We start from the raw sequence: 20,043 nt of genomic DNA on the forward strand, positions 1-20,043 counted from the left end.
AGGCTGGTCTGGCTGCGAGACTCTCCTTGGATGTAAGCCATAACGAAAAATGCTCCGTATCTTTCGATACGGAGCATTTTCATTGAGCGCTGCGCAGATTGCTAGGTTTTCACACAGTCTGCGAAGCCGGTTTTTTTGTGCCTGCGATCTTAGAACGAAGCGTTCTGCAGACCGTCCAGGTAACGCTCGGTGTCCAGTGCCGCCATGCAGCCGGCGCCGGCCGAGGTGATGGCCTGACGGTAAACGTGGTCAGCCACGTCACCGGCGGCAAAGACACCTTCGACGCTGGTTGCGGTGGCATTGCCGTCACGGCCGCCCTGCACTACCAGATAACCGTCCTTGAGGGTCAACTGGCCTTCGAACAGCGAAGTGTTCGGCGTGTGGCCGATGGCGATGAACACGCCGTCGACTTTGATCTCGTCGAAGCTGCCATCGTTGTTCTTCAGACGCGCACCGGTCACGCCCATGTTGTCGCCCAGCACTTCGTCAAGGTTGGCGTTCAACTTGAGGATGATCTTGCCTTCGGCCACACGGGCGTTGAGCTTGTCGATCAGGATCTTCTCGGCGCGGAAGGTTTCACGGCGGTGGATCAGGGTCACAGTGCTGGCGATGTTGGCCAGGTACAGCGCCTCTTCAACAGCGGTGTTGCCGCCGCCAACCACTGCAACAGGCTTGTTGCGGTAGAAGAAACCGTCGCAGGTCGCGCAGGCCGAAACGCCTTTGCCCATGAACGCTTCTTCCGATGGCAGGCCCAGGTAACGAGCGCTGGCGCCGGTGGCGATGATCAGGGCGTCGCAAGTGTAGGTCGCGCTGTCGCCGGTCAGGCTGTAGGGCTTGGAAGCGAAATCAACGGCGTTGATGTGGTCGAACACGACCTCGGTTTCAAAACGCTCGGCGTGCTCGCGCATCCGCTCCATCAACACAGGACCGGTCAGGCCGTGGACGTCGCCCGGCCAGTTGTCGACTTCGGTGGTGGTGGTCAGTTGACCGCCGGCCTGCATGCCGGTGATCAGCAGTGGCTTGAGGTTGGCACGGGCCGCGTATACCGCAGCGCTGTAACCGGCAGGGCCGGAACCGAGAATAATCACTCGCGAATGACGGACTTCAGACATGACCTGCTCCTGTTGACCGGGCCGAAAAACTGGCACGGTTCGCCGGACTGCCGGCGGGAATAAAAAAGGACCGTGGAAAACCTTGGGGAAGGCTTGAGCTCGACAGTCCTGTAAAAAGTTGGGTGCAGCGTATCGAGGGGGGCAAGATTAAGGAAATACGGTTTAACAATCCAGCTCATAGGTGGTCTCTATGCCGACCCACTGACGAGATGGACGTCTTTGTTACAGTGAATGTCGATCGCTCTGCCGCGCTTTCGCACATCTTGCAAAGTCGGTAAGGTCGGCGCGTTTTCCCTTGCTCGGAGCCCCTTATGCCCGCCCCTGTTCTGTCCGGCCCGCAATACCTGCGCGAAGGCCTCAAACTGGTTCTCAGCCCGGGCCTGCGCCTGTTCGTGTTGTTGCCGCTGGCAATCAACCTGGTGCTGTTCGTCGGATTGATCTATCTGGCCGGCCATCAGTTCAGCCTGTGGGTCGATACGCTGATGCCGTCGCTGCCCGACTGGCTGAGTTTCCTCAGCTACATCCTCTGGCCGCTGTTCGTGGTGCTGGTGGCGTTGATGGTGTTCTTCACCTTCACTATGCTCGCCAACGTGATTGCCGCGCCCTTCAACGGCTTCCTCGCGGAAAAAGTCGAAGTGGTCGTGCGCGGCAGCGATGACTTCCCGGCGTTCAGCTGGGGCGAACTGATCGCGATGATCCCGCGCACCCTCGCCCGGGAAATGCGCAAGCTCGGCTACTTCCTGCCGCGGGCCATCGGCCTGTTCATCCTCTCGTTCATCCCGGTGGTGAACATCGTCGCCGCCCCCCTGTGGCTGCTGTTCGGCGTGTGGATGATGGCGATCCAGTACATCGACTACCCGGCGGACAACCACAAACTGGGCTGGAACGAAATGCTCGCCTGGCTGCGCGAGAAGCGCTGGCAGAGCATGAGTTTTGGCGGGATCGTTTATCTGGTGTTGCTGATTCCGGTGGTCAACATCCTGATGATGCCGGCCGCTGTGGCCGGGGCGACACTGTTCTGGGTGCGTGAGCGTGGTGCCGAGAACCTTGTAACCCAACGCTGACCCCGTCACAAATCCATCATCCGACCGTCACAAGCGCGACATGGCCTCAGCCGACACTGAGGTCATGACGACAGCTCTACACATCACTCTGATCAGCGAAACCTTCCCACCGGAAATCAACGGGGTGGCCAATACCCTTGGTCGCTTGTGCGATGGATTGCGCGCGCGCGGCCATCAAGTTGACCTCGTACGGCCGCGTCAGGGCGGTGATCCGCAGCGCAGTGACGACGATGCTGTGTTGTTGTGTCGTGGCTGGCCGTTGCCGGGTTATCCGGGGCTGCAATGGGGCCAGTCGTCGATGCACAAACTGCTGCGGCGCTGGAAGCAACAGCGCCCGGACGTGCTGTACATCGCCACTGAAGGCCCGCTCGGTTTGTCGGCGTTACGGGCGGCGCGGCGTCTGGGGATTTGCGTGGTCAGCGGTTTCCACACCAATTTCCAGCAATACACCAGTCAGTACGGCCTCAGTCTCCTGACCCGGATGCTGACGCATTACCTGCGCTGGTTTCACAATCGTTCGGCGCTGACGCTGGTGCCCAGTGTCAGCCAGCGACTGGAGCTGGAGCGCCGGCATTTCGAGCGATTGGCGTTGTTGTCCAGAGGCGTGGACAGCCAGTTGTTCCACCCAACCAAACGCATGAACGCTTTGCGTGAGCAATGGGGGCTGGGTGAGCGTGACATTGCTGTGATTCATGTAGGAAGACTCGCGCCAGAAAAAAACCTCGGTTTGCTCAAACGCTGCTTTGAAAAGCTGCGCAGCACTTATCCACAGCGCAATCTGAAGCTGATCGTGGTCGGCGACGGGCCGCAACGTATGGCCCTGGAAAAAGATCTGCCCGAGGCAATTTTCTCTGGGGCGCAGCGCGGTGAAGCGTTGGCGGCGCACTATGCGTCCGGTGATGTGTTCCTGTTTCCGAGCCTGACGGAAACCTTTGGCAATGTGGTGCTCGAAGCACTGGCTTCAGGGCTTGGCGTGGTGGCTTACGATCAGGCTGCGGCGGCGCAGCATATTCGCCATGGCTATAACGGCGTACTGGCGATGCCGGGCGATGAAGAGGCGTTCTGTGATGCGGCGACGTGGTTGCTGGAGGCGCATGAGACATTGCGTTGCGTGCGCCTGAATGCACGGCAACATGCGAGTCGCCAAGGATGGGCGGCCGTGATCGAACAGTTTGAAAGTCACTTGCGTGGGGCATGCCAAGGGGAGCAGTTGGTGCCGAATGCGCCGACATTGCCTTGATTACCGCTGACTTTGAGCCGTCTTCGCGAGCAAGCCCGCTCCCACATTGGAATGCATTTCAATTGTGGGAGCGGGCTTGCTCGCGAAGGGGCCTATGAAGGCGCCCGTTAAACCAGCGTCATCAACGCCTCACGGCTGAACGGCAGAATCTCCTGCTCACGTCCTTCGCGCACTTTCTGCGCCCAGTCCGGGTCCACCAGCAGCGCACGGCCTACTGCCACCAGATCAAATTCCTCTTTATTCAAACGCTCCAGCAGGTTCTCCAGACTGGCCGGTTGGGCGACCTTGTCGGTGTTGACCATGAACTGCAGGAATTCGCCATCGAGCCCGACGCTGCCGACAGTGATGGTCGGTTTGCCCGTTAGCTTACGCGTCCAGCCTGCCAGGTTGAGCTCGGACCCGTCGAACTCCGGCTCCCAGAAACGCCGCGTCGAGCAGTGAAAAATATCCACACCCGCATCGGACAACGGCTTGAGAAACTCGCCCAACGCTTGCGGGGTTTGCACCAGACGTGCGGTGTAATCCTGCTGCTTCCACTGCGAGAAACGGAAGATGATCGGGAAACCTTCGCCGACCGCCGCGCGTACTGCCTGAACAAGTTCGATAGCGAAACGCGAACGGTTGGCCAGGCTGCCACCGTATTCGTCGGTGCGCTGGTTACTGCCTTCCCAAAAGAACTGGTCGACCAGATAGCCGTGGGCGCCGTGGATTTCCACGCCATCCATGCCGATGCGTTGTGCATCTTTGGCCGCCTGAGCGAAAGCGGCGATCACGTCCTGAATGTCTTGTTTGCTCATGCCGTGAACCACGACCTGACCGTCCTTGAGTTTTTCCGACGGACCGTAACCCGGCACGCTGGCGTCCGGCTCGGTGCCGATACGGCGTACGCTGCCGACGTGCCACAGTTGCGGAACAATCTTGCCGCCTTCAGCATGGACGGCGTCGACGACTTTTTTCCATCCGGCCAATGCGGCCTCACCGTAGAAGTGCGGCACGTTCGGATAGCCGTTCGAGGCCTTGTGGCCGACGGTGGTGCCTTCGGTGATGATCAGGCCGACACCAGCGGCTGCGCGACGGCGGTAATACTCGATGACTTTGGAGTTCGGTACGCCGCCCGGAGAAAACGAACGGGTCATTGGCGCCATGACCACGCGGGTCGGCAGTTCGAGGGCACCGAGGTGGAAGGGTTTGAACAGGGCTTGAACGGGCATCACAAGGCTCCACGAAAACATTATCGACAGGGCATAAGCCATATGACGGCGATAATATGAATAGTGACGCCAGCGCGGAAGCACTATTGATCTGAATGATTAAGGGTCAAAAGGCAGGCAAAAAAATCGCAGCGCGATGGCTGCGATTTTCAGGTTTCAGCTCAGCGCTTTTTCAATCGCATGAACAATGGTCGGATCGTCTGGCGCCGTGCGTGGCGAGAACCGGGCCAACACCCGGCCGTCCTTGCCGAGCAGGAACTTCTCGAAATTCCAGGTGATGTCACCGGGAAATTCCGCTCCCTCGCCCGCCAGCAGGCGGTAGAGCTGGTGACGATCGTGACCGTTGACTTCGAGCTTGCTCGACAACGGGAACGTCACGCCATAGTTGAGGCTGCAGAATTCCTGAATTTCCTGTTCGGTGCCTGGTTCCTGACCGGCAAACTGGTTGCACGGCAAGCCCAACACACTGAAGCCTTTGCTTTTGAACTGCTGGTAAAGGTTTTCCAGCGCCGCGTACTGTGGGGTCAAGCCGCATTTGGAGGCGACGTTGACCACCAGCACGACGTGGCCCTTGAAGGGCGCCAGCGGTAGCTCCTGACCATCCAGGGCTGTCAACTTAAGGTCGTGAAAAGCACTCATGACGAACTCCAGGATTCCCGTGTTCTACTCGAAACGGCCACTTGGCGAAGCTACCAAGGACAGCCGCGGACTAAAAAGGCGCCCGCAGGCGCCTCTCCAGTTCTCGAAAGCTTAGCGCAGAAAATCAGTGCTGATGGCCGCCTTCGCCATGGACGTGACCATGAGCGACTTCTTCCTGGCTGGCGTCACGGATAGCAACGATCTTCACTTTGAAGTTCAGGCGCTGACCGGCCAGTGGGTGGTTGCCGTCAACAGTCACATCGTCGCCGTCCAGGTCACGGATGGTCACGATCTGCATTTGGCCGTCCGGCGCCGAAGCGTGGAACTGCATGCCCACTTCCAGCTCGTCAACACCTTCGAACATGCTGCGGCTCAGTGTGCTGACCAGTTCGGCCGAGTATTCGCCGTAAGCGTCTTCAGGCTCAACGGAAACTTCCAGCTCGTCACCAACAGCTTTGCCTTCCAGGGCTTTTTCCAGGCCCGGGATGATGTTACCTGCGCCTTGCAGGTAGACCAGCGGAGCGCCGCCGGCGGAGCTGTCGATGACCTCACCAGCGTCGTTGGTCAGGGTATAGTCGATGGAGACAGCCTTATTGGCGGCGATCAGCATGGGGCGAGACCTTTTGCATAAGAATTTAGAAAGGCGAAGTTTAGCGAAGCAATCGCGCGAAAGCGAACACAACCCGGACAAACGGGATTCGACGATTACGGGCTTCCATCTGGACGAAGAGGATCACTGGGTGGTCGAGCTTTCCTGCGGCCACACTCAGCACCTGCGTCACCAGCCACCCTGGCAATCTCGGGCGTGGGTGCTGGATCCGGCGCAACGTATTGAAAAAATAGGCCAACCCTTTGCCTGCGGTTGGTGCGCACAAGGCTCGGTTAGCGATAACCTTGGCGACTGAATTTCGGCAGATCGTCAGAGAAAGATGATCGCCATTGCCATGCACCCTTAGAGAATTCGCATGCAAACTTTTTTTATCGCGCCCACCGATTTTGGCGTGGGTCTGACCTCCATAAGCCTCGGGCTGGTGCGCATGCTTGAGCGAGCCGGGTTGAAAGTCGGTTTCTTCAAGCCGATTGCCCAGCCGCACCCGGGCGACACCGGCCCTGAGCGCTCCACCGAACTGGTGGCCCGCACCCATGGTCTGAAACCGCCACAACCGTTGGGCCTGGCCCACGTTGAGCGGATGCTCGGCGACGGCCAGCTCGATGAGCTGCTCGAAGAAATCATCACCCTTTATCAGCAGGCAGCCGTCGGCAAGGACGTGCTGGTCGTGGAAGGCATGGTGCCGACCCGCAGCGCCAGTTACGCCGCGCGGGTGAATTTGCACCTGGCCAAAAGCCTCGATGCCGAGGTGATTCTGGTCTCGGCACCGGAAAACGAAGTGCTCGCCGAACTCTCCGGCCGTGTCGAATTGCAGGCGCAATTATTCGGCGGCCCGAAGGACCCGAAGGTTCTCGGCGTGATCCTCAACAAGGTCAAGACCGACGAGAGCATGGAGGCCTTCGCCGCACGTCTGAAGGAGCACTCGCCATTACTGCGCAACGGCGATTTCCGCTTGCTCGGCTGCATCCCGTTCCAGCCCGAACTCAACGCGCCACGCACCCGTGACGTGGCAGACCTGATGGGCGCGCAAGTGCTCAACGCCGGCGACTACGAAACCCGGCGCATGAGCAAAATCATCATTTGCGCGCGGACCATGCGCAACACCGTCGAGCTACTCAAGCCCGGCGTGCTGGTGGTGACGCCGGGCGACCGCGACGACATCATCCTGGCCGTCAGCCTCGCGGCGATCAACGGCGTGCCACTGGCCGGCCTGCTGCTGACCAGCGACACCCTGCCCGATCCGCGCATCATGGACTTGTGCCGTGGTGCCTTGCAGGCCGGTCTGCCGGTGTTGTCGGTGAGCACCGGCTCCTACGACACCGCCAACCTGCTCAATGGCCTGAACAAGGAAATCCCCATCGATGACCGCGAGCGTGCGGAAATCATCACCGACTTCGTCGCCAGTCATCTCGATGCCAACTGGCTGCACCAGCGCTGTGGCACGCCACGGGAAATGCGCCTGTCGCCAGCGGTGTTCCGCTATCAATTGATCCAGCGCGCCCAAGCCGCCAACAAGCGCATCGTCCTGCCCGAGGGTAGCGAGCCGTTCACCGTGCAGGCAGCGGCGATCTGCCAGGAGCGCGGCATTGCCCGTTGCGTGTTGCTGGCCAAACCCGAAGACGTCGAAGCCGTGGCCCGCGCCCAAGGCATCGTCTTGCCGCCAGGGCTGGAAATCCTCGACCCGGACCTGATCCGCGAGCGCTATGTCGAGCCGATGGTCGCCCTGCGCAAGACCAAAAGCCTCAACGCGCCGATGGCCGAACAACAATTGGAAGACACCGTGGTGATCGGCACCATGATGCTGGCACTGGATGAAGTCGACGGGCTGGTTTCCGGTGTCATCAACACCACCGCCAATACCATCCGCCCAGCCTTGCAACTGATTAAAACCGCGCCAGGCTGCACGCTGGTGTCGTCGGTGTTCTTCATGCTGTTCCCCGAAGAAGTGCTGGTCTACGGCGACTGCGTGATGAACCCGCACCCAAGCGCCGCCGAACTGGCCGAGATTGCCCTGCAAAGCGCTGACTCTGCCGCCGCGTTCGGCATCACCCCGCGCGTGGCGATGATCAGTTACTCCAGTGGCGAATCGGCCACAGGCGAGGAAGTCGAAAAAGTCCGCGAAGCCACCCTGCTCGCCCATGAGCAACAGCACTCGCTGCTGATCGACGGCCCGTTGCAATACGACGCCGCCGCCAACGAGAACGTGGCACGGCAACTGGCGCCTAACAGTCCGGTCGCCGGACGCGCCACGGTGTTCGTGTTCCCTGACCTGAATACCGGCAACACCACCCATAAAGCCGTACAGCGCAGCGCCGATTGCGTCAGCCTCGGCCCGATGCTGCAAGGCCTGCGCAAACCGGTGAACGACTTGCCACGCGGTGCACAGGTCGACGACATCGTCTACACCATCGCCCTCACGGCGATCCAAGCCGCCAACCGACCTATGGATGTGTAAATGCTGGACTTTCTACCTGCACCACTGCGCGGCGTGATCGCCTCGCTGCTGTTGGCGCTCAATACGATAGTGCTGTGCTCGTTTCTGTTCTGCGTGGCGCTGGTCAAGGCCTTGCCGTTCGCCGTCACTCAGCGCATTGCCGGCTGGCTGATGCGCCACACCCACCAAGCCTGGATCAGCAACAACAAAGGCTGGATGAACCTGGTGCGCCGCACGCGCTGGCACCTTAGCGGCCTGCAAGGTCTGGACTATCAACACTCGTACCTGATCACCAGCAACCACCAGAGCTGGGTCGATATTCTGGTGCTGCAATACGTCCTCAACCGGCGCATCCAGCCACTGAAGTTCTTCCTCAAGCAGGAGCTGATCTGGGTGCCGGTGATCGGTCTGGCCTGGTGGGCGCTGGGCTTTCCGTTCATGAAGCGCTACTCCAAGGCTTACCTTGCCAAGCACCCGGAGAAGAAAGGCAAAGATCTGGAAACCACCCGCAAGACCTGCGCGAAATTTCGCAACAATCCGGTGGGGATTTTCAACTTCGTCGAAGGCACGCGCTTCACTGAAGGCAAGCATGCTCAACAGCAATCGCCGTTCAAATACCTGCTCAAGCCCAAGGCCGGGGGCATTGCCTTTGTACTGGACGCAATGGGTGAACAACTGGAGTCGATCGTCAACGTGACGATCCACTATCCGGCCGGACGTCCGGGTTTCTGGGACCTGCTGTGTGGGAATGTGCGGGATGTCGTGGTGCACTTTGAAGCGCTGAAGATCCCGCCGCAATTCATCGGCAAGAACTACGACCAGGACGGCGAATATCGCCTGCAGTTTCAAGGCTGGATCAATCAGCTATGGCTGGACAAGGATGCGCTGTTGGAACAGATGCACCGCGAATATCCAGACCGCCATTGATTCCTGTGGGAGCGGGCTTGCTCGCGAATACGGTTTACCATTCAACGCTGATGCTGGCTGATCCACCGCTTTCGCGAGCAAGCCCGCTCCCACAGTTGACCGAGTTGGCCCGAAATAAAAAGCCCGCCGATGATTGCTCATCGGCGGGCTTTTTGGTTTGCAGCTAACGCTTAGATCGCACCACGCTGACGCAGCAGATCCAGCACTTGCTTGACGCTTTCTTCCAGCGACAGCGACTGGGTGTCGATCACCAGATCAGCATTGAGCGGCACGTCATACGGGAAGGATTCGCCCGGAATGTTGTCGCCACCGGCAGCATACAACCCTTGCGGATCACGTTCGGCGCACACAGTCGGCGAGGCCTGGACGTAGACCGTCAGCAGACGTTCCTTGCCGATCAGGTCCTTGGCCTGCTCACGCCCCTCTTCGCTGGGTGCCACGAATGCCGCCAGCGTCAGCAGGCCCGCTTCGTTGAACTGACGCGCAACATGCGCGGCACGACGCCAGTTTTCGGTGCGACCGACGCGATCATGCGCCAGACCTTTGTTGAGGTCGTGACGCAGGTTCTGACCATCCAGTACAAACACCGCACGGCCCATGTCGAACAGCTTGCGCTCAACGGCGTACGCCAGCGTGCTCTTGCCCGCGCCCGACAAACCGCTGAACAACACGGTGGCCGGTTGCTGGCCGAAACGCTGAGCGCGTTCTTCGGTGGCAACATGGGCCAGTTTGCCGTGGTGCGTCGCGGTGCCGTGAGTCACGGGCTGCGCGACGATCATGCCGGCGCCGACGGTGCCGTTGGTCAAGCGGTCGATGACGATGAAGGCGCCAGTGGTGCGGTTGCTCTCGTAACCGTCGAGGGCGATCGGCGCGTCGAGCGCGATCTTCACCTTGCCGATTTCGTTGAGCTGCAACGCGCTCGCCGGGCCTTCTTCGAGGGTGTTCACATCCACTTTGTTGACGATGCTGGCGATGGAGCCCGGCACGTAACTGGTGGCGCGTTTGATGTCGTATTTCTTGCCCGGCAGCATCGGCTCTTCAGCCATCCACACCAGCATCGCTTCGAAGCTGTCGGTGACCGGCGGCACGTTGTCGGCATGCACCAGCAGATCGCCGCGAGAGATGTCGATTTCGTCTTCCATGGTCAGCGTCACGGCCTGACCGGGGCCTGCGTGCTCCAGCTCACCTTCGAAGGTGACGATGGATTTCACGCGGCTGCTCTTGCCCGACGGCAGCACCACGACTTCGTCACCCTTGTGCACGATGCCGCTGGCGAGCGTGCCGGCAAAACCACGGAAATTCAGGTTCGGACGGTTGACGTATTGCACCGGGAAACGCAGATCGGTGAAGTTACGGTCGCCCGCCACTTCCACGGTTTCGAGAATCTCCATCAGCGACTGGCCGGTGTACCACGGCGAACGCTCGGACTTGTTCACCACGTTGTCGCCCTTCAGGGCCGACATCGGCACGAAGTGCATGCTGGTAGGCTTCATCTTCAAGCCTTCGGCGAACTTCAGGTAGTCGGCCTTGATCGACTCGAACACGCCTTCATCGAAATCCTTGAGGTCCATCTTGTTGATGGCGACAACGATGTGCTTGATGCCCAGCAAGGACGCGATGAAGCTGTGGCGACGGGTCTGGGTCTGCACGCCGTAACGGGCGTCGACCAGGATGATCGCCAGGTCACAGGTGGACGCACCGGTGGCCATGTTGCGGGTGTACTGCTCATGGCCGGGGGTGTCGGCGATGATGAATTTGCGTTTGGCGGTGGAGAAATAGCGGTAGGCGACATCAATGGTGATGCCCTGCTCACGCTCGGCCTGCAGACCGTCGACCAGCAATGCCAGGTCGATATCGTCACCGGTGGTGCCGACTTTCTTCGAATCGCGGGTGATGGCTTCCAGGTGATCTTCGTAGATCATCTTGGAGTCGTGCAGCAGGCGCCCGATCAGGGTGCTCTTGCCGTCATCGACGTTACCGCAGGTCAAAAAGCGCAGCAGCTCTTTACGTTCGTGCTGGCCCAGGTAGGCGAGGATGTCCTCGCTGATCAAATCAGATACGTGCGACATGACAACCCCTTAGAAATAACCCTGACGTTTCTTGTCTTCCATGGAGCCGGCGCCATCGTGGTCGATGACACGGCCCTGGCGCTCGGAAGTTCGCGTCAGGAGCATTTCCTGAATGATGTCCGTCAGGCTTTCAGCCTCGGACTCCACCGCGCCCGTCAACGGGTAGCAGCCAAGGGTACGGAAACGCACTTTCTTTTTGACGATGCGCGCTTTGTCCTCATCGGACAGGTGCTCGAGGATTCGGTCGTCGTCGATCATGATCAGCGTGCCGTTCTTCTCGATCACTTCGCGCTCGGCGGCAAAGTACAGCGGCACAATCGGGATGCCTTCGAGGTAGATGTACTGCCAGATGTCCAGTTCGGTCCAGTTCGACAACGGGAACACGCGGATGGATTCGCCCTTGTTGACCTTGCCGTTGTAGACGTTCCACAGCTCTGGACGCTGGTTTTTCGGGTCCCAGCGGTGCTTGCTGTCGCGGAACGAGTACACGCGCTCTTTGGCGCGGGATTTCTCTTCATCACGACGGGCACCGCCGAACGCTGCGTCGAAACCATGCTTGTCGAGCGCCTGCTTCAGGCCCTCGGTTTTCATGATGTCGGTGTGCTTGGCGCTGCCGTGGGTGAACGGGTTGATGTTCTGCGCCACGCCGTCCGGGTTGATGTGGGTGATCAGGTCCAGGCCCAGTTCTTCGACCATCTTGTCGCGGAACTTGTACATCTCCTGGAATTTCCACCGGGTGTCGACGTGCATCACCGGAAACGGCAGTTTGCCCGGGAAGAACGCCTTGCGTGCCAGGTGCAGCATCACGGCGGAGTCTTTACCGATGGAGTACAGCATCACCGGGTTGTCGAACTCGGCGGCCACCTCGCGGATGATGTGGATGCTTTCCGCCTCCAGCTGTTTCAGATGCGTCAGTTTGTCGACCATGGCTACTCACGAAAGCTTTCTTATGAACGGCCAGCGGGCCGTGTTCGAGCGGGGAATCCTAGCACAGCGAGCTTCTTCTAATCAGGACGCCAACTAGATCGAAAGAGCATATGAATATGCCCACTCGTTTGGGCAGCAAGCGCTCTTCTGTGGGAGCGGGCTGGCTTGCGAAAGCGCAGGGTCAGTCGAAATCATTTTTGAATGACACACCGCATTCGCGAGCAAGCCCCCTCCCACCTTGGATCGATGTGATACGTCAGATCGGGTTCGGGCAATCGATGAAGATGTGTTCGAGGGCGAAGCGTTTGGCCAGGTAATCGCCCAGCGCCTGCACGCCGTAGCGTTCGGTTGCGTGATGACCGGCGGCGATGAAGCTGATGTCGTTTTCCCGGGCGCTGTGGAAAGTCTGCTCAGACGCTTCACCGCTGAGAAACAGATCGACACCCGCCGCCACCCCGTGATCGATATAACCCTGACCGCCTCCGGTGCACCAACCGACCCGACGGATCATCGCGCTGCCTTCGACCAGCAACGGCTCGCGCCCCATGACGTCCTGCACCTTGCGGGCGAAATCACGCGCAGTGACGGGTTCGTTCAGCGAGCCGACCAGACCGACGACTTTCAGATTGTCCGGATCCAGCGGGCCTTCAACGGTGATGTCCAACTGGCGCGCCAACTGCACGTTGTTGCCGACCTCGCAATGCAGATCCAGCGGCAAGTGGTAGGCGAGCAGGCTGATGTCGTGCTTGAGCAATGTCTTCAGGCGACGCTGTTTCATGCCAGTGACGCACGGGTTCTCGCCCTTCCAGAAGTAGCCGTGATGCACCAGCACCAGATCGGCTTCGGCCTCGACGGCGGCGTCGAGCAACGCCTGACTGGCGGTGACGCCGCTGACAATGCGCATCACCTGCGGACGGCCCTCGACCTGCAACCCGTTGGGGCAATAGTCGGCGATTTTTGCACTGCCCAGGTAACGATCGGCTTCTTCGACGAGGGTGCTGAGGGCGACGGCCATGAAAGACTCCTAAATATCCCGTTCAGAGGCGCGCGCGGCCTCGTATAATGCGCGACATTATGGGCGGTCTGACCCCGCCTGCAACTTTTCCAGGACGTGCTTAATGTTCAAGGCGCTACGTTTTATGGGCTGGCCGCTGTTGGCCGGTGTGCTTATCGCTCTGTTGATTATTCAGCGTTACCCGCAATGGGTCGGGCTGCCGAGCCTTGACGTCAACCTGCAACAGGCCCCACAGACCACCAGCGTGCAGCAGGGGCCGGTGTCCTATGCGGACGCGGTGACCACTGCCGCACCGTCAGTGGTCAACCTGTACACCACCAAAGTCATCAACAAACCGGCGCATCCTTTGTTTGAGGATCCGCAGTTCCGCCGCTTCTTCGGTGACAACTCGCCCAAGCAGAAGCGCATGGAATCGAGCCTCGGTTCCGGCGTGATCATGAGCCCGGAAGGCTACATTCTGACCAACAACCACGTCACCAGCGGTGCCGATCAGATTGTCGTCGCGCTGAAGGATGGTCGCGAAACCCTCGCCCGTGTGATCGGCAGCGACCCGGAAACCGACCTCGCCGTATTGAAGATAGACTTGAAAAACCTGCCGTCGATTACCGTCGGGCGCTCCGACAACATCCGCATCGGCGACGTCGCGCTGGCCATCGGCAACCCGTTCGGCGTCGGCCAGACCGTGACCATGGGCATCATCAGCGCCACCGGGCGCAATCAGTTGGGCCTGAACAACTACGAAGACTTCATCCAGACCGACGCGGCGATCAACCCGGGCAACTCCGGCGGCGCGCTGGTCGATGCCAATGGCAACCTGACCGGCATCAACACGGCAATCTTCTCCAAATCCGGCGGCTCGCAGGGCATCGGTTTTGCCATCCCGGTAAAACTCGCGATGGAGGTGATGAAGTCGATCATCGAACACGGTCAGGTGATTCGTGGCTGGCTGGGCATTGAAGTGCAGCCGCTGACCCAGGAACTGGCGGAGTCGTTCGGTCTGTCAGGGCGCCCGGGGATTGTTGTCGCCGGTATCTTCCGTGACGGTCCGGCGCAGAAGGCCGGCCTGCAACTGGGCGACGTGATTCTGAGTATCGATGGCGAACCGGCCGGCGATGGTCGTCGCTCGATGAACCAGGTCGCGCGGATCAAACCCACCGACAAGGTGACGATTCAGGTGATGCGTAACGGCAAAGAACTCAAGCTCACCGCTGAAATCGGCCTGCGCCCACCACCGGCACCGGTGCAGGAAAAAGAACAGTAGGACTTTGTTCGCGCCGATGGCGCGAATAACAGACATTCTCAAAAGGCATGTTATATTGTTTCAATTTAGCCATTGGAACAACATAACATGTCGTCTCGAACAAAGGCCTCTCTACTGGGCCTGACTCTCGGTCTGCCCCTGGGTTTATTGGGCGATCCGGCCTTCGCCGAAGATCAGATTCCGCTGGAACTCGACGCCATCAGTGTCACCTCCGATTACGAATCCCCCACCGGCCCGGTCAAGGGCTACCGCGCCACACGCTCCTCCAGCGCGACCAAAACCGATACCGCGATCCGCGACATCCCCCAAGCCATCAGCGTGGTGCCCGCCAGCGTGCTCAAGGATCTGGGCAGCACCAGCGTCGAGCGCGCACTGGAGTTCGCCGGCGGTGTGTCGAAGCAAAACAACTTCGGCGGCCTGACCCTCTACGAATACAGCGTGCGCGGTTTCACCACGTCGGAGTTCTACAAGGACGGTTTCAGCGCCAATCGCGGTTATCCAAGCACGCCGGACGCGGCCAATATCGAGCGCATTGAAGTGCTCAAAGGCCCCGCCGCCAGCCTCTATGGCCGTGGTGATCCCGGCGGCACGGTAAACATCGTCACCAAGAAACCGCAGGCTGAAGCCTTTAGCACCCTGCAAACCAGCGCCGGCAGTTGGGATCGTTATCGCACCGCGCTGGACATCAACACGCCACTGGATGATCAAGGCGATGTGCTGTCGCGCATCAACCTCGCGGTCGAAGACAACAATAGCTTTCGCGATCACGTCGACAGCCAGCGCGTATTCGTCGCGCCTTCGATCAGTTGGCAGTTGAACCCGGACACGTCGCTATTGGTAGAAAGCGAAATCGTCCGTCACAGCTCCACCTTCGATCGCGGCATTGTCGCGCCGAACAATACATCGAGTGGAGTGTCGCGCTCGACCTTCCTCGGTGAACCGAACGACGGCAACATCGACAACCACAACAACCTGCTGCAGGCCACGCTTGAGCATCACCTCAATGACAGCTGGAAACTACGCCTGGCCAGCCACTACAAGGAAGGCAAACTCTGGGGCTTCGCCTCCGAAAGTCGTGCGCTGAATGCCGACGGCCACACCGTCAACCGCCGTTACCGCGAGCGCGACAATAACTGGCATGACAGCATCACCCAACTGGAACTGCGCGGCCTGTTCGACCTCGGCCCCTGGCAGCACGAACTGCTGATCGGCACCGAATACGAAAACTATCGCAAGAACGAACGGGTCACGACCCTCGCCGGCAGCCCGTATGCCATCGACATCTACCGGCCGATCTACGGTCAGCCAAAACCCGATGGCGCACGCTCAGGCACTGACTTCTTCGAACACGTCGAAAGTCACGCACTGAACCTGCAGGATCAAATCGTCTTCACGGACAAACTGCGCGGGATGATCGGCGCGCGTTTCGAACATTTCGACCAACGCATCGACGATAAAACCCGCAGTGCCAGCAGCCGACAGAGTCACGATGCCCTCACCCAGCGCGCCGGCCTGCTCTATCAGTTGACGCCCGATACCGGCCTGTTCGCCAACGCCTCGACCTCCTTCAAACCGAACAACGGCCTCGACGCCGCCGGCAAATCCTTCGCCCCGGAAGAAGGCGTTGGCTACGAAATCGGCATCAAGAACGAACTGTTCGACGAACGTCTGAGCAGCACCCTCGCCTTCTTCCACATCGACAAGGAAAACGTCCTTGCCCTCGACCCGGGCACCGACACCAGCCGTGCGATGGGCAAGGCGCGTAGTCGTGGCTTCGATCTGCAAGTGACCGGGCAAGTCACCGATGCCGTAAGGGTGATCGGGGCATTTGCCTACATCGACGCCGAAGTGACCAAGGGCGACGCGGTGATTGCCACTGGCAGCCGAATTCTCGGCGTGGCCAAGCGCAGCGGCAGTTTGCTCGGTGTTTACGAATTTCAGGATGGTCACCTGCGCGGCTCGGACGTCGGCGCAGCGTTTACGTATGTCGGTGACCGCTCGGGTGAGTCAGGCAGTGACTTCGAATTACCGGCCTATCACACCGTCGATCTGCTGGCCCATTACAAGGCCAGCGACAACGTCACCGTTGGCCTGAACCTGAACAATCTGTTTGACGAAAAATACGACGAGCGCTCGTACAGCAACTACTGGGTCAACCCCGGCGAACCGCGCAATTTCACCGTCAGCCTGACACTCAACCTGTAAAAGGACGTCACCATGCAATACCGTAAAACCCTCCTGATCCTCGCCGCGCTGTTCGCCACACAAGCCACAGCCCATGGCCTGTGGACAGAACAACGCCGCGGCAACATCGAAGTGATCTACGGCCACGGCGCCGAAGACAATGCCTTCAAGGCCCAGAAAATCAGCGGCGCGTGGGCCTATGACGCGGGCGGCAAGATGATCCCGGTCAGCGTCGAGCGCCTTGCCGATCACGCCCGCCTGAAGCCGCTGAAAACGCCGGCGGTCATGGCGGTGGCGCTGAACAACGGGATGTGGTCACAAACGGCTGACAAGAAGTGGATCAACGAAGGTCGCAGCAAAGTGCCCGGTGCAATCGAAGCGACGCAGACGTTCAAATACAGCCTGGCGATTTATCAACCGGGAGCGAAGTTGCCCAAGCTCGATCAGATCAAACTGCTGATTGTGCCGGAGGTCGATCCGCTAACCGTCGGGCCGGGGAATTCATTGCCGGTACGGGTTTTGCTCGATGGCAAACCGGCAGCGGGCGTGAAGTTGATCGGCGATTATCGGAGCGCGCCGAATACGCTGAGCACCGAGACCGACAAGGACGGGCGCGCGCAGGTGTTGGTACGAAATGAGGGGTTGAATGTGATTGCCGCGCAGGTTGAGGTGCCGGTGAAGGACAGTGTTGATGTGAACAGTCGAGGGTTGTTCAGTTCGCTGACGTTTTTGGGGGAGCCACATCACGAGTAAGGCTCAGGATTCGCGGCGCTGCATTCGCGAGCAAGCCCGCTCCCACATTTGATCTGTGTCGTGCACAAATCCACTGTGGGAGCGGGCTTGCTCGCGAAAGCGGTTCAGAGGTCGCCGAGCCCGTCGATCAACGCCTGATTCTGCTCCGGCGTGCCGATGGAAATCCGCAGGAACTGCGCAATCCGCGCCTGCTTGAAGTGCCGCACGATCACGCCTTGCTCACGCAATTTGGCCGCCAGCCCTGCGGCGTCATGTTGCGGATGCCGGGCGAAGATGAAGTTCGCCGCCGACGGTAGCACCTCAAAGCCCTTGGCCCGCAACTGCGCAATCACCCATTCACGGCTCTCGATGACCAAGCGACACGTCTTGTCGAAATACTCGCGATCTTCGAACGCCGCTGCTGCACCGACATTCGCCAGACGATCCAGCGGATAGGAGTTGAAGCTGTTCTTGATCCGCTCCAGCGCCTCGATCAGGTCCGGATGCCCCACCGCCAGACCGACCCGCAGGCCCGCCAGTGAACGGGATTTGGACAGGGTCTGCGTCACCAGCAGGTTCGGATAGCGATCCACCAGGCTGATGGCCGTCTCGCCGCCGAAATCGATATAAGCCTCATCGACCACCACCACCGAATCCGGGCTGGCCTTGAGGATTTGCTCGACCGCGTCCAGTGCCAGCAGGCAACCGGTCGGAGCGTTCGGATTGGGGAAAATGATCCCGCCGTTCGGCTTGGCGTAGTCCGCCGGATCGATCTGGAACTGCGCGTCCAGCGGCACCGCGTCGAACTTGATGCCGTACAACCCGCAATAAACCGGATAGAAGCTGTAGCTGATGTCCGGGAACAAGAGCGGCTGATCGTGTTGCAGCAAACCGTGGAAGATGTGCGCAAGCACTTCATCCGAACCGTTGCCCAGGAACACCTGACTACTCTGCACGCCGTAGTAGTTGGCGACCGCGTTTTTCAGCAGGTCGCTGTTCGGGTCCGGGTACAGACGCAGGTTGTCGTTGAGCTCGGTCTGCATCGCCGCCAGGGCTTTTGGCGACGGGCCATAAGGGTTTTCATTGGTATTGAGCTTGACCAGTTTGGTCAGCTTCGGCTGTTCGCCCGGCACATAAGGCACCAGATCCTTGACGAACGGGCTCCAGAATTTACTCATGCTCAGTTCCCCTGCTTGTCGTCAATGATGCGGTATTCGGCGCTGCGCGCGTGGGCACTCAGCGATTCGCCACGGGCCAGCACGGATGCGGTTTTACCCAGCTCCGACGCGCCGGCCTCGGAGCAGAAGATGATCGACGAACGTTTCTGGAAGTCATACACGCCCAGCGGCGAGGAGAACCGCGCAGTGCCGGAGGTCGGCAATACATGATTGGGGCCCGCGCAGTAGTCGCCCAGGGCTTCGCTGGTGTGACGGCCCATGAAAATCGCACCCGCGTGGCGGATCTGCGGGAGCCAGGCTTGCGGGTCAGCGACCGACAACTCCAGGTGCTCCGGCGCGATACGGTTGGCGACTTCGATCGCCTGCGCCATGTCACGCACATGAATCAGCGCACCGCGACCATTGATCGAGGTTTCGATGATGGTCGCGCGATCCATGGTCGGCAGCAGTTTGTCGATGCTCGCGGCAACCTTGTCGAGGAACTCGGCGTCGGGGCTGACCAGAATCGCCTGAGCGTCTTCATCGTGTTCGGCTTGGGAAAACAGGTCCATGGCGATCCAGTCCGGATCGGTCTGACCGTCGCACACTACGAGAATTTCCGAAGGGCCGGCGATCATGTCGATACCGACCTGACCAAAAACGTGGCGCTTGGCTGTCGCTACATAGATGTTGCCCGGGCCGACCACTTTGTCGACCTGCGGCACGCTTTCGGTGCCATAGGCCAGCGCGGCAACGGCTTGTGCGCCGCCGATGGTGAACACCCGGTCGACGCCCGCGATGCACGCCGCTGCCAGCACCAGCTCGTTGATTTCACCACGCGGGGTCGGCACGACCATGACCACTTCGGTCACACCGGCGACCTTGGCCGGAATCGCGTTCATCAACACCGACGACGGGTACGACGCCTTGCCTCCCGGCACGTAGAGGCCTGCGCGATCGAGCGGCGTGACCTTCTGGCCCAGCACCGTGCCGTCGGCTTCGGTGTAGCTCCAGGAATCCTGCTTCTGTTTTTCGTGGTAGCTGCGCACCCGGGCTGCGGCTTTTTCCAGGGCTTCGCGTTGCGCCACGGTGATGCGGGTCAGGGCCAGTTCCAGGCGCTCGCGCGGCAGGATCAGGTCAGCCATCGAGGCCACTTCCAGACCGTCGAACTTCTGGGTGAACTCGACCAGCGCCGCGTCACCGCGCTCGCGCACAGCCTTGATGATGTCCAGCACGCGCTGATTGACCGAGTCGTCAGACACACTTTCCCAGCTCAGCAGATGATCCAGATGATGCGCGAAATCCGGATCAGCAGCGTTGAGTCGGCGAATTGCAGTCGGTGCGGTCATAGCGAGAACCTCATAGGAATGGCAAAAACTCAGGCGCCCTAACTTAGCAGTCGTTTCCGCTTGGGCACCTGAGATTCTGGCTATGAGGCGGATAGACGGGCGCGGCTCAAGG

Annotated in this window: 17 protein-coding genes; 8 read left to right on the forward strand and 9 right to left on the reverse strand. The window is 60.0% G+C overall.

All coding sequences use genetic code 11. The features are described 5' to 3' along the window. Positions 1 to 149 precede the first annotated feature (149 nt). Complete coding sequence (gene trxB / locus AACY18_RS23075; RefSeq protein ID WP_221730013.1) at positions 150 to 1,112, reverse strand: thioredoxin-disulfide reductase; 963 nt, start codon at positions 1,110 to 1,112, stop codon at positions 150 to 152. Between the two features lie 311 nt (positions 1,113 to 1,423). On the opposite strand from trxB, the gene cysZ reads away from it, so the two are divergent. Beyond that, on the forward strand, positions 1,424 to 2,176 hold the full coding sequence (cysZ, locus tag AACY18_RS23080) for a sulfate transporter CysZ (protein WP_339466215.1): 753 nt from the start codon (positions 1,424 to 1,426) through the stop codon (positions 2,174 to 2,176). 40 nt (positions 2,177 to 2,216) lie between these two features. Next, the gene (locus tag AACY18_RS23085) at positions 2,217 to 3,416 is read left to right on the forward strand and encodes a glycosyltransferase family 4 protein (protein WP_339466217.1); all 1,200 of its coding nucleotides are present in this window, start codon (positions 2,217 to 2,219) and stop codon (positions 3,414 to 3,416) included. 107 nt (positions 3,417 to 3,523) lie between these two features. Here the strand turns inward: AACY18_RS23085 and AACY18_RS23090 are convergent, their stop codons facing one another. From AACY18_RS23090 to AACY18_RS23100, 3 genes are all read right to left on the reverse strand, one after another. Then, positions 3,524 to 4,627, reverse strand: a complete 1,104-nt coding sequence (locus AACY18_RS23090) for an NADH:flavin oxidoreductase (RefSeq protein ID WP_339431770.1) — start codon at positions 4,625 to 4,627, stop codon at positions 3,524 to 3,526. A gap of 156 nt (positions 4,628 to 4,783) precedes the next feature. Beyond that, positions 4,784 to 5,266, reverse strand: coding sequence for a glutathione peroxidase (locus AACY18_RS23095; protein ID WP_221730017.1), 483 nt, complete (start codon positions 5,264 to 5,266; stop codon positions 4,784 to 4,786). Positions 5,267 to 5,390: 124 nt separating this feature from the next. Beyond that, positions 5,391 to 5,876: an FKBP-type peptidyl-prolyl cis-trans isomerase gene (locus AACY18_RS23100; RefSeq protein WP_339431769.1), complete on the reverse strand. Its 486-nt coding sequence runs from the start codon at positions 5,874 to 5,876 to the stop codon at positions 5,391 to 5,393. Between AACY18_RS23100 and AACY18_RS23105 the strand changes: the two genes are divergently transcribed. The 3 genes from AACY18_RS23105 to AACY18_RS23115 are packed head-to-tail and all read left to right on the forward strand — an operon-like array spanning position 5,845 to position 9,237. After that, the gene (locus tag AACY18_RS23105; RefSeq protein ID WP_339431768.1) at positions 5,845 to 6,171 is read left to right on the forward strand and encodes a DUF3565 domain-containing protein; all 327 of its coding nucleotides are present in this window, start codon (positions 5,845 to 5,847) and stop codon (positions 6,169 to 6,171) included. The genes AACY18_RS23100 and AACY18_RS23105 overlap by 32 nt on opposite strands. Positions 6,172 to 6,231: 60 nt before the next feature. Beyond that, positions 6,232 to 8,331, forward strand: a complete 2,100-nt coding sequence (pta, locus tag AACY18_RS23110) for a phosphate acetyltransferase (RefSeq protein ID WP_339431767.1) — start codon at positions 6,232 to 6,234, stop codon at positions 8,329 to 8,331. Continuing rightward, positions 8,332 to 9,237 carry an acyltransferase gene (locus AACY18_RS23115; RefSeq protein ID WP_339466219.1) on the forward strand — a complete coding sequence of 302 codons (906 nt, stop codon included), beginning with the start codon at positions 8,332 to 8,334 and terminating at the stop codon, positions 9,235 to 9,237. It abuts the gene before it with no gap. A gap of 170 nt (positions 9,238 to 9,407) precedes the next feature. Here AACY18_RS23115 and cysN read toward each other — a convergent pair whose 3' ends face one another. The 3 genes from cysN to AACY18_RS23130 all read right to left on the reverse strand — a co-directional run bounded on the left by cysN (position 9,408) and on the right by AACY18_RS23130 (position 13,248). Continuing rightward, positions 9,408 to 11,306, reverse strand: a complete 1,899-nt coding sequence (gene cysN, locus AACY18_RS23120; RefSeq protein ID WP_339466221.1) for a sulfate adenylyltransferase subunit CysN — start codon at positions 11,304 to 11,306, stop codon at positions 9,408 to 9,410. 9 nt (positions 11,307 to 11,315) lie between these two features. Next, the gene (gene cysD / locus AACY18_RS23125) at positions 11,316 to 12,233 is read right to left on the reverse strand and encodes a sulfate adenylyltransferase subunit CysD (RefSeq protein WP_098967227.1); all 918 of its coding nucleotides are present in this window, start codon (positions 12,231 to 12,233) and stop codon (positions 11,316 to 11,318) included. Between the two features lie 256 nt (positions 12,234 to 12,489). Then, positions 12,490 to 13,248: a Nif3-like dinuclear metal center hexameric protein gene (locus tag AACY18_RS23130; protein WP_339431764.1), complete on the reverse strand. Its 759-nt coding sequence runs from the start codon at positions 13,246 to 13,248 to the stop codon at positions 12,490 to 12,492. Between the two features lie 103 nt (positions 13,249 to 13,351). Here AACY18_RS23130 and algW point away from each other — a divergent pair, with 103 nt between their 5' ends. From algW to AACY18_RS23145, 3 genes are all read left to right on the forward strand, one after another. Further along, positions 13,352 to 14,509, forward strand: coding sequence for a Do family serine endopeptidase AlgW (algW, locus tag AACY18_RS23135; RefSeq protein ID WP_221730023.1), 1,158 nt, complete (start codon positions 13,352 to 13,354; stop codon positions 14,507 to 14,509). Positions 14,510 to 14,596: 87 nt separating this feature from the next. After that, entirely contained in the window at positions 14,597 to 16,714 is a 2,118-nt protein-coding gene (locus AACY18_RS23140) for a TonB-dependent siderophore receptor (protein ID WP_339431763.1), read from the forward strand. A 12-nt stretch (positions 16,715 to 16,726) separates the two neighbouring features. After that, the gene (locus AACY18_RS23145) at positions 16,727 to 17,446 is read left to right on the forward strand and encodes a DUF4198 domain-containing protein (protein WP_339466223.1); all 720 of its coding nucleotides are present in this window, start codon (positions 16,727 to 16,729) and stop codon (positions 17,444 to 17,446) included. A 104-nt stretch (positions 17,447 to 17,550) separates the two neighbouring features. Here AACY18_RS23145 and hisC read toward each other — a convergent pair whose 3' ends face one another. Then, on the reverse strand, positions 17,551 to 18,603 hold the full coding sequence (hisC, locus tag AACY18_RS23150) for a histidinol-phosphate transaminase (RefSeq protein ID WP_339431761.1): 1,053 nt from the start codon (positions 18,601 to 18,603) through the stop codon (positions 17,551 to 17,553). 2 nt (positions 18,604 to 18,605) lie between these two features. Next, positions 18,606 to 19,931: a histidinol dehydrogenase gene (gene hisD, locus AACY18_RS23155; RefSeq protein WP_339431760.1), complete on the reverse strand. Its 1,326-nt coding sequence runs from the start codon at positions 19,929 to 19,931 to the stop codon at positions 18,606 to 18,608. Positions 19,932 to 20,043 lie beyond the last annotated feature (112 nt).

The sequence above is a fragment of the Pseudomonas sp. EA_65y_Pfl2_P74 genome (assembly GCF_963970575.1).
GTDB lineage: Bacteria > Pseudomonadota > Gammaproteobacteria > Pseudomonadales > Pseudomonadaceae > Aquipseudomonas > Aquipseudomonas baetica_A.

What these genes read in the sequence shown, in the direction of transcription:
- trxB (WP_221730013.1), bottom strand. Translation starts at nt 1,112, where the DNA reads ATGTCTGAAGTCCGTCATTCGCGAGTGATTATTCTCGGTTCCGGCCCT.
- cysZ (WP_339466215.1), top strand. Translation starts at nt 1,424, where the DNA reads ATGCCCGCCCCTGTTCTGTCCGGCCCGCAATACCTGCGCGAAGGCCTC.
- AACY18_RS23085 (WP_339466217.1), top strand. Translation starts at nt 2,217, where the DNA reads ATGGCCTCAGCCGACACTGAGGTCATGACGACAGCTCTACACATCACT.
- AACY18_RS23090 (WP_339431770.1), bottom strand. Translation starts at nt 4,627, where the DNA reads ATGCCCGTTCAAGCCCTGTTCAAACCCTTCCACCTCGGTGCCCTCGAA.
- AACY18_RS23095 (WP_221730017.1), bottom strand. Translation starts at nt 5,266, where the DNA reads ATGAGTGCTTTTCACGACCTTAAGTTGACAGCCCTGGATGGTCAGGAG.
- AACY18_RS23105 (WP_339431768.1), top strand. Translation starts at nt 5,845, where the DNA reads ATGGAGACAGCCTTATTGGCGGCGATCAGCATGGGGCGAGACCTTTTG.
- AACY18_RS23100 (WP_339431769.1), bottom strand. Translation starts at nt 5,876, where the DNA reads ATGCTGATCGCCGCCAATAAGGCTGTCTCCATCGACTATACCCTGACC.
- pta (WP_339431767.1), top strand. Translation starts at nt 6,232, where the DNA reads ATGCAAACTTTTTTTATCGCGCCCACCGATTTTGGCGTGGGTCTGACC.
- AACY18_RS23115 (WP_339466219.1), top strand. Translation starts at nt 8,332, where the DNA reads ATGCTGGACTTTCTACCTGCACCACTGCGCGGCGTGATCGCCTCGCTG.
- cysN (WP_339466221.1), bottom strand. Translation starts at nt 11,306, where the DNA reads ATGTCGCACGTATCTGATTTGATCAGCGAGGACATCCTCGCCTACCTG.
- cysD (WP_098967227.1), bottom strand. Translation starts at nt 12,233, where the DNA reads ATGGTCGACAAACTGACGCATCTGAAACAGCTGGAGGCGGAAAGCATC.
- AACY18_RS23130 (WP_339431764.1), bottom strand. Translation starts at nt 13,248, where the DNA reads ATGGCCGTCGCCCTCAGCACCCTCGTCGAAGAAGCCGATCGTTACCTG.
- algW (WP_221730023.1), top strand. Translation starts at nt 13,352, where the DNA reads ATGTTCAAGGCGCTACGTTTTATGGGCTGGCCGCTGTTGGCCGGTGTG.
- AACY18_RS23140 (WP_339431763.1), top strand. Translation starts at nt 14,597, where the DNA reads ATGTCGTCTCGAACAAAGGCCTCTCTACTGGGCCTGACTCTCGGTCTG.
- AACY18_RS23145 (WP_339466223.1), top strand. Translation starts at nt 16,727, where the DNA reads ATGCAATACCGTAAAACCCTCCTGATCCTCGCCGCGCTGTTCGCCACA.
- hisC (WP_339431761.1), bottom strand. Translation starts at nt 18,603, where the DNA reads ATGAGTAAATTCTGGAGCCCGTTCGTCAAGGATCTGGTGCCTTATGTG.
- hisD (WP_339431760.1), bottom strand. Translation starts at nt 19,931, where the DNA reads ATGACCGCACCGACTGCAATTCGCCGACTCAACGCTGCTGATCCGGAT.